Here is an 11,724-nt window from a genome sequence, read left to right as displayed (position 1 = left end):
TACGACGATTCGCCGAGCGACGGCGATCCAGAGGCCGTCAACGCCGACGGCGCGCCGCGCGCTTCAGGGCGCGCAGCGGCGCGGTCACCTGCCAGCTCGGCGACCGCGTGAGGTCGCGCACGAGCCGCTCGTGGTGCAGTGCCTCGACCTCGGCCTCGCGCTTGCGCTGCTGCACGCGGGCGAGCTCTGCCTCCAGCTCGGCCACGCGCAGCTCGGCGACGTGCGCGCGCTCCTGCAGCGCGGCGTGCTCCTCCGCCCGCGTCGGGGCGTCGCGCGCGGCCTCGAGCGCACGGGCGTGATGGGCGTACCAATCGCGCACGGCCGTCTCGTCGGCGTCGCGCGGGTCCGACGCGGACACCACGACGAGGCCCAGGCCGCCCCAGAGCTCCCCCGGAAACTGTCGGTGACCGAGATGGCCGGGGACCATGTCGAGCTCGGCGAACCGCACCTTCTCGTGCGCCGCGTAGTCGACGGCGTCGAGACCCGCCCGCACGAGTTCGTTGGCCGTGTCGTGGGCGATGATGATCGTCTCGCGGACTGCGTCGGAGCGGAGCAGGTCCTCCATGTCCTGCCGCGCACCCTCGGCGGAGTGGTCGCCGTCGACGAGCACGAAATCGACGTTGCGGCCCTCGACGGCAAAGCGCTCCAGCACCTCCGGCAACAGCGCATGCGAGTCGCCGGTGTGGAGCGTGACGTGGTCGGGGACCTCGAGCTGCGGTTCCACGAGGTCGAAGGAGTGGACCTCGGAGCTGTAGCGCGCGATCCGCCGCAGTGACGCGCCCTCGCAGGTGCCGATCTCGATGGCGAGGGCGGGGCGCAGCTCTTCGAGCACCCCTTGGAACGCCGCTCGCTCGCCGTAGGTCATCTGCCAGACCGGATCCGTCAGCATCGGCAGCTCAACGGGTCGGTGCACGGGGGCGGAGCCGTTCATCGTTTCGACCCTAGCGAAGCGCCCCCGGGCGGGGACGCAGCGAGGCGGGCACCGGAGCGCCCGCCTCGCGGGGCGTCAGCGGGCGATCCGGAACGCGATCGTGCGGACGGTACCCGCAGCACGTCCCGACGCCGCCAGCGGCGTCAGGACCAGGCGGTACCGGCCGACCCGGAGCCGTCGGTTCGTCACGCGGGTGCCGAGGTTCAACGTCGAGCTGCCCTTCGCGCGGCGCACGGTGCGGGTGGCGCCCGTACGCACCCAGGTGCGGCAGGTCCGGCCAGTCCGCGACCGCGTGACGCGGCAGCGGCCGTCGGCGGCACGGCGGCCGGTGACCGGGCGCTGGACCTCGAGCCGCACGCGACCGGCGCGAGTCAGCGTCAGCCGCAGCGTTGCCGCCCGACGAGCGGTGATCGTCGCCGGGCGCAGGCTCCAAGAGCGCACGGCCGGGACGCGCGTGGCCGGATTCGCGGCCGGGGGCGGCGGCGCGCTGCTGCCGCCACCGGCGTTCGTCGTGCTGCCGCCGGGGTTCGTCGCTCCGCCGCTGGGGGGGCTCGTGGTTGTGCCGCCGGGGTTCGTCGTTCCGCCGCCGGGGTTCGTCGTTCCGCCGCCGGGAGGGTTCGTCGTTCCGCCGCCGGGGTTCGTCGTGCCCCCACCCGGGGGTGCCGAGGTGTCGGCAAGACCTTCGAAGAGCGCGACGACGCCCTGCCCGCTCGCGTCCAAGGTGCCGACGGAGCTCCCGGCGTTGCCGACCGCCACGATCCGGTCGTTCGGCAGGCGGGCGATGCCGGTGATCTGACCCTGGCGGCCGGTGGTCCAATTCGGAAGCTGTCCGTCAACGGCGACGCGCCGAGTCCCCGACACCGACCCGGGACCGGCCGTCGCCGTCCCCGTCGCGAAGCCGGAGTCGGCGGCGAGGCTCGCAGGGGTGCGGGCGCTGAGCGACAGCACGCGAAACGGCCCGGTCGCGTCGAAGCCGCCGCCGACGAACACGTGGTCGCGGGTCGACAGGACGGTCTCGCCGCCCGCGAGGGGGTTCCCGGGGCTGCCGGCCGACGACGCGTCGCGCGTGACGCCGGCGATCGCGCCGCCCGACGTCAGGCGGACGAGGAGCTGGTCCGACGTGCCGCCGGTGTTGTTCGCACCTACCGCGACGAGCGAGTCATCCGGGCGGGTAGCGACCGCCCGGAGCTCGGAGCGGCCACCGTTGCCGGTGTGAAGCGCCTCCTGCGCGGCGCCGAGCGTCGCGCCGCCGCTGCTGACCCGCCAGGCCAGCGCGGCGACGGTGTTCGCCGGGGTGACGGAGCCGACGGCGACCAGGGTGCCGTTGGACTGCCGCGTCAGGCCCGTCGCGCTGGACTGACGGCTCGCCGAAGCCGGAAACGTCACGATCCCATCGCCGTCGAAGCTGCTGTCGAGCGCGCCGTCCACCTGCCAGCGGACGATCGTCGCCGTCGGAAACCCGGTTCCCGAGAGGGCCGTGCCCGAGAGCGCGACCTTGCCGTCGGGCTGCACGACGAGACGCCCTGCCCGTTGCGCGTCGTTCGGCAGGGCGAGGGCGAGTGATGCGATCGTGGCGCCGGATCCGTTGAGGATCGCACCGGAGAACCCGCCGAACCCGGCGCGCTCGCCGGCGACGACGATTCGGTCGCCGGCGACGGCGAGATCGCGCGCGACGCCCTGACCCACGGCGGCGATGCCTCCCGAGCCGAAGGAGGAGTCCAGCGCACCGGACTGCGTCATCCGCAGCACGACCATCTGCCCGTTGCGGGTGCCTGCGGCGAGGATGGCGTCCCCCTGAGCGGCCGCGGCGTAGAGGCGCACGCCGCTCGGGGCGGCGACGATGCCGCGGGTCAGGGGCGCCTGGTTGCCGAAGGTCTGCACGAGGTCACCGGGCGCGGCGGATCCCGCGCTCGGAAGCAGCAGGGCGGTGGCGGCGGCGGCGGTGAGGGCCGCCGCGCCGGCGGCGGCCACCGACCGCCGCCGGGCGCGGCGCGGACTCATCGCGACGCCACGCGGAACGTGATCCGCTTCGTCGTGCCCTTGACCTTGCGCGTCGTGTCGAGCGCCTGGACCACGAGCCGGTACGTGCCGTTCTTCAGCGTCCGGTTCGTGACCTTGCGCTTGAGCTTCACCGTGCGAGTCCCGGCCTTCGTCACCTTGATCCGCTTCGTGCTGCCGATCGTGGCGTAGTAGGTGCAGGTCTTGCCGCGGCGGTTCGCGCTCGTCGGCCGACCGCAGGAGCCCTTCGCGCGGCCCGAGGTCGCGCGGCGGCCCTTCGCGCGCTGCTCGACGGCGAGCGTCACGTAGCCGGCGCCGCCGAGCTTGTACCTGAGGGTCGCCGACTTCTTCGCGGTGATCTTGGCGGGCTTCAGCGACACGCTGGAGAGCGACGGTGCCTTGGGCTTCGTCCCGCCACCACCGCCGCCGCCACCGCCGGCGGGAGGCTGACCGGTCCCGGGGTTCTGGTCGGCGCCTCCGGTGCCGGGCGGCACCTCGACCCGCGCGACCGCGCCCACGCGCGCGACGGCCCCCGTGTCGCCGACGGTCCCGCCGACGTAGAGGCCCTGGGTGCTCAGCGCGACGCCGCCGACGCCGCGGACCGGCGTCGACGCCGCGTCGACGCCGAAGGCGGTCTGCCCCGAGCCGGCGAAGCCACCGAACGGCTGGCCGGCGCCGGTCAGGCGCGCGGCGAAGAAGCGGTGGATCCCCTCGTACGCCGTGCCGCCGAGGAAGACGTCGTCGCCGTCGATCGCGACGCCGGACGCCCCGGGCACCATGTTCGTGGACCCGGGCCCGGGATTCTTGAAGCTGACGTCCTGGTTCTGAGCGTTGGGGGACGCGCTCAGCGTGGCCTGGCCCCCGTTGCCGAACCCGCCGTCCGGGTTGCCGTTGGCGCTCAGGCGGAGGGCGAAGGCCTTCGCCCCGCTCTGCGCGGCGCTGCCCGAGACGACGATCCGGTCGCCCGACGCGATCGCGACGTCGGTCAGCGGCGACTGGGCTCCGTTTCCGGCGTAGTTCGCGCTGAACGAGCCGTTGCCGCGGAAGCCGCCGTCGACGTCACCGCCGGCGGTCAGCCGGGCCGCGAAGCCGAGCCGGGGCTGGCCGTCACGGTGCTCGCCGACCGCCACCAAGCGCCCGTCGCTCTGCGCGGCGATCGCGTAGAACTTCGCGTTCGGCGGCCCGACGTCGGTCGTGCCCGCCGTCGCGCCGGAGGCCGTGAAGCGCGCGACGGTCGCTCGGTTCTGGGCGCCTCCGTCGATCGACGTGCCGGCGATCGCGATGCCGTTGCCGGACGTCAGGGACACCCCGTTGCCCTGCCCCGCGTCGAGGAAGCCGGTCTCCGCGGTCGCGATGCCGTCGTCGCTGAACCCGCCGTCGCGGCTACCGTCGGCGTTGAGCGCGATGGCGACCATCCCCGCCGGCGCCTCGCTGTCGTCGAACACCGTGCCGGAGATCGCGACGCCATTGCCGCGGATGACGACGTCGGTCAGCGCGAGGCCCTTGGCCCCGGCACCGCCGACGGCCTCCGGGGAGACGAGCTGCGGGTTGAAGCTCGCGTCGCGAGAGCCGTCGGGGTTCAGGCGGACGGCGAACGGCTGGCCGGTCTTCGCGGCGGCGCCCCGGTAGCCGACGGCGACGACCTTGCCGTCGGGCTGAACCGCGAGCGCGTTGACGGCGGTGCCGGCGTCGAGGCGGACGATGCCGCCGCCGAAGGCGGTGTCGAGCTGGCCGGGGTCGGCGGCCTGCGCGGCTGGGGCGAGCGCGGCCAGCGCGCTGACGGCCAGCAGGCCGGAGATCGCGCCGGTCGCGCGCCTGGGACGGAAGGGCTCGGACATGTCTGGTTGCTCCTCGGGTCGGACGTGGGGGATGCAGGTCGCGTCGCGAACTGGTCGAGCGATCGCAGGCTACCGAGCCGATCCAGCGCGGGCGGCAGGTACCGGGACGGATCGACGCGCCGCGCGCGCTGGCCGCACGTCCGCGGCGGCGGTCTCGGGACCTGGCGCACGACGGGCTGATGGACGACGTATGCGCTCGACTGCACACCCGGCTGGGACGAGAGTGGGACTCGCACGTGCGCACGTGCGCGGGCGCGCGTCGACCTGTGAGGCGACATCCCGGATCTCGCGAGTCCTGCAGGGCTGTTCGCGTGTACTGCGTCCGTGGGGGGAGGCCCGGCCCCATCGGCCACGCCGCGTCGGACCTCAAGCCGATTTCAACGAATGTTCGCCTCGCGCCTTCAAATCTGCCACACTGCTCGGCGCTGACCCCCAACATTCGTTGGGAAAGCGGGATCGCCTTGTCCGGCGTGGAGTTGCTCGCGGGTTCGACCCAGGACACGAGACGAGGGACAGCGATGTTTCACCACCGACATCTCACAGGAGAATCACCCATGGGTCTCAAGCCCTCCTCGCGCCTGGCTCGCCGCGCCGCCATCGGCGCCGGCACCCTCGCGCTGACGTTCGCCGCCGCTGCTCCGGCGGGTGCAGCCCTCGGCACGGCGAAGCCGGGCGTCGGCGACCGCAAGCCGAACCTCGTCTCGGTGACCGTCAACGGCTCGCAGGCCGTGTACCGCTTCGACCGCGGTCTCGAGTCGGGCGTCGCGCTCACCGCCACCGACTTCACCCTCACCAGCAACGCGCAGGGCTCGATCCCGGGCCAGTCCGCGACCGTCAACGGCAGCGCGGTGCGCGTCGGTTTCGGCACCGACCAGGACCTCACGAAGTACACGGCCGGCTCGGTCGCGGCCTTCGCCGTCGTCACGGACAACCAGACCGGCAACGACTTCCGCAACTTCCCCGACTCGGCGCCGGTCACGACGACCGACTCCCAGGACGGCACGCGCGGGGTGTCCGCCGCTCCGGAGCTCGTCGAGGTCCGTCGAGAGGGCCTGAACGGCCTCGTGTACGTCTTCGACCGCGAGCTGTCGAACTTCACGACCACGACCGCCGACTACCAGGTCGCGAACGCCGGCGCCGGCGAGACGGCCGCCACGGTGATCGACGTCGGTGCTGAGGCCAACGAGGTCCGCGCGACCTTCGCCCCCGGCATCCTCGACAACGCCGTTTCCGCCTTCGTGCGGCCCGCAGCGGTCCGCTCGGCCACCGCGGCGAGCGTCGCGGCGAACCGCGACAACCGCGTCTCGCGCGTCTCCCTGCCCGGGAGGGACGGGGTCACGTCGCGGGCCGACCTCCTGTCGGCGGAGCTCATCTCCTCGTCCTTCGGCTTCGGCCAGGGCACGGTCGTCCGCTACACGTTCGATCAGGCCGCCACGTCCGCGGCGGACCCGACCGCTTTCCAGGTCACGCTCGCCGACGGCTCGTTCCTCACGGGCGACAGCGCCACGGTGAACCCGGACAACCCGAAGGTCGTCGACGTGTCCTTCACGGCTCCGGCCGCGGACCTCGGGGTGCAGGAGTACGCCGTGCGCGCCACGGTCGGGAACGGCGCGTTCACCATCAGCGGCCAGCCCGCCGGTAGCTCGGTCGCGCGCGCCGACGCCGACCTGGGTGGCAACGAGGGCGCCTCGGCGGCCGGCTGGACCGTCGCGCCGGAGGTCCTCGGCGTCGCGAAGACCGACTCCAACGAGCTGCGGGTCACGATCGACACGCGTCTCACCGGTGCTCCGGGTCCGATCGTCCTGCTCGACACCGCCGGCAACCCGATCGGCAACCCGCTCCTGACCTCGGCGCCCTCCAGCGCGTTCCAGGGCCAGCCGGGTCCGAAGACCATCATCTACGACGTCCCGGGTGGCGCGCAGGCGCTTGCCGGCGCCGTGTCGGTGTACTTCCCGGCCGGCACGTTCGCGGGCAAGCTCGGCGCCAGCCTCGACCAGCTGGTTGGCTTCTAGGCACCACGCGTTCCGCAATCCTCCGGTCCCGGCGAACGCCGGGGCCGGACCGCAGTCTCTGAACGGCCTCCCTCGCGGAGGCCGTTCGTGCGTTCCGGCCCGTCCGTTCACCGAATCATCACGAGAAGGTCACCTGTGCATCACCCGTCACGTCCCGCCCCGCGCCTTCGACGCGCCGCCGCCCTGACCGCGATCGCCGGGCTCGCGCTGCCCGCCACCGCGGGCGCCGCGCTCGGCACCGCCAAGCCCGGCACCGGCGACCGCCGGCCGAACCTCGTCTCCGTCACCGTCAGCGGCTCGCAGGCCGTCTACCGCTTCGACCGCGCGCTCGAGAGCGGCGTCGCGCTCACCCCGGCCGACTTCACCCTGGTGACGAACGCCGGCGGCCCGCGCACCGCCAGCTCGGCCACCGTCAACGGCAGCGCCGTTCGCGCCGCCTTCAGCGGCGACCTCGCGCGGATGACGGCCGGGACCGTCGCCGGGAACGCCGTGACGACGGACAACCAGACGGCGAACGACTTCCGCAACCTCCCCGACGCGGCGCCGGTCACCACGAGCCCGTCGAAGGACGGCACGCGCGGGGTGTCCTCGGCGCCGCGGCTGATCTCGGTGCGCCGCGAGGGCCTCGACGGCCTCGTCTACGTCTTCGACCGCTCGATCACCGCTCCGGCGGGGGCGGGCAGCTTCCGCGTCGCCGACGCGGGCGGCGACGAGCTGCCCGCCACGGGGCTGTCGGGCAGCGCGTCGGGCGAGGTCCGGACGCAGTTCCCCCCGGGGATCCTGGACAACGCCGTCTCGGCCTCCGTCGCCGACGGCGCCGTGACCGCGTCCGCGCCGAACGGGCCGGGGACGGCGAGCACCCTCGCCACCATCGGCCGGGCGCCGCTGCCGGGCCGGACCGGCACGCGGACCGCGCGGGCGGACCTCGTGTCGACCGATCTCGTCTCGGCCTCGTTCGGCTTCGGCCAGGGGACGGTCGTGCGGTACGTCTTCGACCAGTCCGTGGTGTCGGGCCTCGACGCCACCCGCTTCGGCCTCGTGCTCGCCAACGGCCGCCGGATCGCCGCGGTCGCAGGGGACGCGACCGCCAACCCCGACGACCCGCGCGTGGTCGACGTGACGTTCCGCAACGCCGTCGGCGTGCAGGAGTACGCGGTCGCCGCGACGGTCGACGAGGCGGCGTTCGCCGTCAGCGGTCGGCCCGCCGCGACCTCCGTCGCGCGCGACATCGCGAGCCTCGGCGCCAACGAGGGGGCCTCGGCCGTCGGCTGGACCGTCACCCCCGAGGTCCTCGCCGTCGCGAAGACCGACAGCAACGAGCTGCGGGTGACGATCGACACCCGTCTGACCGGCGCTCCGGGCCCCGTCACCCTGCTCGACGCCGCCGGCCAGCCGATCGGCAGCCCGCTGGTGCCCGCCGTCTCGAGCGCCTTCCAGGGGCAGCCGGGCGCGAAGACGCTGGTGTACGACGTGCCGGGCGGCGCTCAGGCGCTGGCGGCCGCGCGCACGGTGGTCTTCCCCGCCGGGACGTTCCCGGGTGCGCTCGGCGCCTCGCTGAGCCAGGTCGTCGGCCTCTGAGCCTGGAACCACCGGTCCGCGGGTCCACCGATCCGCCGATCGTCTTGCCGTCGACGACCGGCGCCCGGGCGGACCTGTCCCCGCCGGACGGTCCCGACCGTCCTGCGGTGGCGTCTCCGCCCACTCCCGGTCCTCGACGGCGAGGCTCGGCCGAGCATCGGCGGATCCAGGCTGAGCTCGGAACCAGGGCGAGTCGCGGCCGCGTCCCGCCCGGCTTCGCACCAGCCCGGGCGCGCGTCGGTGGCACCCGTCGGCGTCCACGCCGGGCGCCGACCGCGCCCGGCCGCGCCCTGTCGTCCGCGCCCCCTCGGGCGGGGAGGGCCTCAGAGGCGATCGTGGTCGGCCGCGCGCGCCGCCGAACTCGTGCTGGGACCCGCCGGGAAGCGAGGATCGCTCGCCCGGACCAGTGCGCGCCCGGCCGGCCCGGCCTCCGTGCGGCCGGGGCGCCGGCTGGGATCGACGCGACGTCCGCGTCGACCCCAGCCACACCGCGTCGGGGACGCGGGGCGGCACCGGGACGGTGCCGCAGCGCGCCAGCGTGACGATCGCCAACCGCTGGCGCCAGGGGTCTGGACGAGGCGCGGACGCGGGAGGGCGGGCCTGTCCGACCGCGGGAGGCGCGCGTCCGGCTCTTGCGCGCCCGGGGGGAGCGGAGAACGCGAGGTGGCGGACGTTCACCCGCGTTGCGTTTCCGGGTCCGCCGACCGGCGGGTCGCGGTCCCCACGACCGTCGGGCGCGTCCGTCGAATCCGGGCCGACCGGGGTCACCCGTGGACGGTGCGTGCAACACTCCAGGCTCCGCGACGGTCCCCCGTGGACGATGCGCAGGAGCGGACGGACAACCCGCGTTCGTCACGCTCGGACGTCTCGCTCGAGATGCCGCGGTGTGGCTGGGATCGGTGGACATCTCGACACCGATCCCAGCCGGCGCCCCGGGAAGCTTTGTGGTCCCCCGGACCCCGAAAACTACCGTGCCGCAGGATCGAGCGCCAACAAACGTCCAGGGGCGCTCGGTCACGGGCCTCGGCGCCCCCCGGAAGCGTCCCGATCGGGACGCCCCCGGGGGGGGGCGGATCGTCCGCTCAGGCGGTCGTCGGGACCGTCGCCGGAAGCGGTTCCAGCGCGACGGCGAGCACCTCGTGGAGCGTCATCGTCGGATGGAAGGTCACGGCGTCGCGGACTTCCTCCGGGACGTCGTCCAGGTCGCCCCGGTTGCGCTCCGAGATCACGACGTCTGTGAGCCCCGCCGCGTGCGCCGCCAGCGACTTCTGCTTCAGCCCGCCGATCGGCAGCACCCGGCCCTGCAGCGTCACCTCGCCGGTCATGCCGACCGTGTGCTTCACCGGACGCCCGGTGAGCAGCGACACGAGCGCGGTGACCATGGTGATGCCGGCCGACGGCCCGTCCTTCGGGATCGCGCCCGCCGGGACGTGGACGTGGAACTCCGCGTCCTCGAACCGCTCGGCGTCGATCCCGAGCCGCTCGGCGTTCGCCCGAACCCAGCTCAGCGCGATCCGCGCGGACTCCTTCATGACGTCGCCGAGCTGGCCGGTCAGGACGAGCCCGCCCTTCTTCGGACGGTTCTGGCGCGCCGTCACCGAGATCGCGTGGTTCAGGTACTACGGCGACCGGCGCGAGACGTCGTTCGGCCTGGAGGACTTCGATCACTACCCGAAGGGCACCGGCTGCCTGCTGCTGCGCACGGAGCTCATGCGCGGCGCCATGGCCGAGTTCCGGTCGCGCGTCGGCGACGACCGCCTGGTCAACGACGACACCGCGGTGATGCGTCGGATTGCCGAGGACCACCGCATCTGGCTTGCCCCGACGTTCGGGTGCACGTACGAGCCGAGGACCACCGCGAAGGGCTTCTTCAAGCAGGTCTTCTACCGCGGCACGACCTTCTACGACGGGTTCTCGGTCCCGGGCACGCGGTTCACGGCGTTGGTGCGGGCGTTCCCGCTCGCCACGATCGCCGGGGTGCTCGTCGCGCTGCGGTGGCCGCGGACGCTGCTCGCGAGCGCCCTGCTGCCCGTAGCGAGCCTCGCGTTCGCCCTGCGACGGAAGGTCGACGCGGGCGACGCGCTGCTCCTCTCCGCCCTGTCGCTGCCCTTCGCCGCCGTCTCCTCCCTGGGCATCTGTCGCGGCGTCATCAAGCACCGGCTCAACGGCGGTCAGGAGGAGACCCCGAAGTGATCATCACGTATGGCACCACCGGCGAGCTCATCAAGCTGGCACCGATCGTCCGGCGCCTCGTCGACCGCGAGATCGTCCCGGTGATGGTCTGCACCGGGCAGCAGGCGCGGCAGATCAACCCGATGAGCGACGCGCTCGGGATCCCACGTCCGCACTTGTGGCTCGGGCGCGGCGCCGGCGGACGCGACCTGGAGCGGACGACCGACATCCCGCCGTGGGGGATCAAGCTCGCCGTCCAGATCCTGCGCAAGCGCCGCGACCTGCTGGCCGTCGCGAGCGCCGGGGGACCGCCGGTGGTCGTCGGCCACGGCGACACGTTCACGACCGTGATCGGCACGCTCGTCGGTCGCCTGCTCGGCCTCGAGGTCGTCCACGTCGAGGCGGGCCTGCGCAGCGGCTCGTGGAAGTCGCCGTTCCCGGAGGAGCTCAATCGGCGCCTCGTCAGCCGGCTGGTCCAGCACCACCTGTGCCCGGGCGAGGAGGCCGTCGAGAACCTCCGCCGCGAGCACACGTCGGGCGTGATCGTCGACACCGGCGGCAACACGGTCTTCGACAACCTCTTCGATCCGTCGCGGCCGCTGCCGTTCGACGTCCCGGAGCGCTTCGGGCTGGTCTCGATCCACCGCTTCGAGCTGCTGCGGCGCCCCGAGGACCTGGCCGAGGTTCTCGAGATCCTCGCCGGCGTCGCGGCCCGCGACCGCCTGCTGTTCGTCGACCACCCGATCACGGCGGCGGCGATCGCGGACCACGGGCTCGAGCGGTTCTTCGACGGCGACCGCTTCCGGCGGATCCCCAGGCAGCCGTACCAGGACTTCATCCCGTTGCTCCGGCGCAGCGCGTTCCTCGTGACGGACTCCGGCGGGAGCCAAGAGGAGTGCGGCTACCTCGGGCACCCGTGCGCCGTGCACCGGGACCGCAGCGAGCGGTCCGTCGGGCTCGACGGGTCGGTTCCGCTGACCGGCAACGACGTCTCCGAGCTGCGGCGATTCCTCGCCGATCCCGGATCGTGGCGGCGAGCTCCGGTCCGGATGGAGCAGAGCCCGTCGGACATCGTCGCGGATTCCCTCGCCACGGTCGGCCCGGCGCGCTGACCAAGACCATCGGCGCAGACGCTCGCTAGGGTCGAGCCGCAGGTGCACCGACCACGGCTCCGTCTCCCTCGCGGCCGCCGGTG

At 73.9% G+C, this 11,724-nt stretch carries 7 protein-coding genes and 1 pseudogene; 4 read left to right on the top strand and 4 right to left on the bottom strand.

Annotated features, from left to right (window positions below; all coding sequences use genetic code 11):
• Positions 1-37 precede the first annotated feature (37 nt).
• The 3 genes from SK069_RS08590 to SK069_RS08580 all read right to left on the bottom strand — a co-directional run bounded on the left by SK069_RS08590 (position 38) and on the right by SK069_RS08580 (position 4,767).
• The gene (locus tag SK069_RS08590) at positions 38-889 is read right to left on the bottom strand and encodes a class I SAM-dependent methyltransferase (RefSeq protein ID WP_319953799.1); all 852 of its coding nucleotides are present in this window, start codon (positions 887-889) and stop codon (positions 38-40) included.
• Positions 890-1,006: 117 nt separating this feature from the next.
• A complete protein-coding gene (locus SK069_RS08585; protein WP_319953798.1) occupies positions 1,007-2,932 on the bottom strand; it encodes an NHL repeat-containing protein in 1,926 nt (641 codons plus the stop codon).
• Positions 2,929-4,767 (bottom strand): hypothetical protein, encoded by a 1,839-nt coding sequence (locus SK069_RS08580; RefSeq protein ID WP_319953797.1) that lies wholly within the window; start codon positions 4,765-4,767, stop codon positions 2,929-2,931. The genes SK069_RS08585 and SK069_RS08580 overlap by 4 nt, the downstream gene beginning before the upstream one ends.
• A 554-nt stretch (positions 4,768-5,321) precedes the next feature.
• Between SK069_RS08580 and SK069_RS08575 the strand changes: the two genes are divergently transcribed.
• Positions 5,322-6,779: a hypothetical protein gene (locus SK069_RS08575; protein ID WP_319953796.1), complete on the top strand. Its 1,458-nt coding sequence runs from the start codon at positions 5,322-5,324 to the stop codon at positions 6,777-6,779.
• A 135-nt stretch (positions 6,780-6,914) separates the two neighbouring features.
• On the top strand, positions 6,915-8,357 hold the full coding sequence (locus SK069_RS08570) for a hypothetical protein (protein ID WP_319953795.1): 1,443 nt from the start codon (positions 6,915-6,917) through the stop codon (positions 8,355-8,357).
• 1,082 nt (positions 8,358-9,439) lie between these two features.
• Here SK069_RS08570 and SK069_RS08565 read toward each other — a convergent pair.
• Positions 9,440-9,922: pseudogene (locus SK069_RS08565) on the bottom strand (S16 family serine protease); the annotation flags it as partial.
• Here SK069_RS08565 and SK069_RS08560 point away from each other — a divergent pair.
• Complete coding sequence (locus SK069_RS08560) at positions 9,888-10,550, top strand: hypothetical protein (protein ID WP_319953793.1); 663 nt, start codon at positions 9,888-9,890, stop codon at positions 10,548-10,550. The pseudogene SK069_RS08565 and the gene SK069_RS08560 sit on opposite strands and share 35 nt — an antisense overlap.
• Entirely contained in the window at positions 10,547-11,641 is a 1,095-nt protein-coding gene (locus SK069_RS08555; RefSeq protein ID WP_319953792.1) for a UDP-N-acetylglucosamine 2-epimerase, read from the top strand. Before SK069_RS08560 ends, SK069_RS08555 begins: the two co-directional genes overlap by 4 nt.
• The last annotated feature ends 83 nt before the right edge of the window (positions 11,642-11,724 follow it).

Origin of the sequence: Patulibacter brassicae, from assembly GCF_033949425.1 — a bacterium.
GTDB classification, from domain to species: Bacteria; Actinomycetota; Thermoleophilia; order Solirubrobacterales; family Solirubrobacteraceae; genus Patulibacter; species Patulibacter brassicae.
This window is presented reverse-complemented; position numbering and strand designations above follow the sequence as displayed.

Coding starts and splice junctions, on each gene's coding strand:
- SK069_RS08585 (WP_319953798.1), bottom strand. CDS start 2,932: ATGAGTCCGCGCCGCGCCCGGCGGCGGTCGGTGGCCGCCGCCGGCGCG.
- SK069_RS08590 (WP_319953799.1), bottom strand. CDS start 889: ATGCTGACGGATCCGGTCTGGCAGATGACCTACGGCGAGCGAGCGGCG.
- SK069_RS08560 (WP_319953793.1), top strand. CDS start 9,888: ATGACGTCGCCGAGCTGGCCGGTCAGGACGAGCCCGCCCTTCTTCGGA.
- SK069_RS08575 (WP_319953796.1), top strand. CDS start 5,322: ATGGGTCTCAAGCCCTCCTCGCGCCTGGCTCGCCGCGCCGCCATCGGC.
- SK069_RS08580 (WP_319953797.1), bottom strand. CDS start 4,767: ATGTCCGAGCCCTTCCGTCCCAGGCGCGCGACCGGCGCGATCTCCGGC.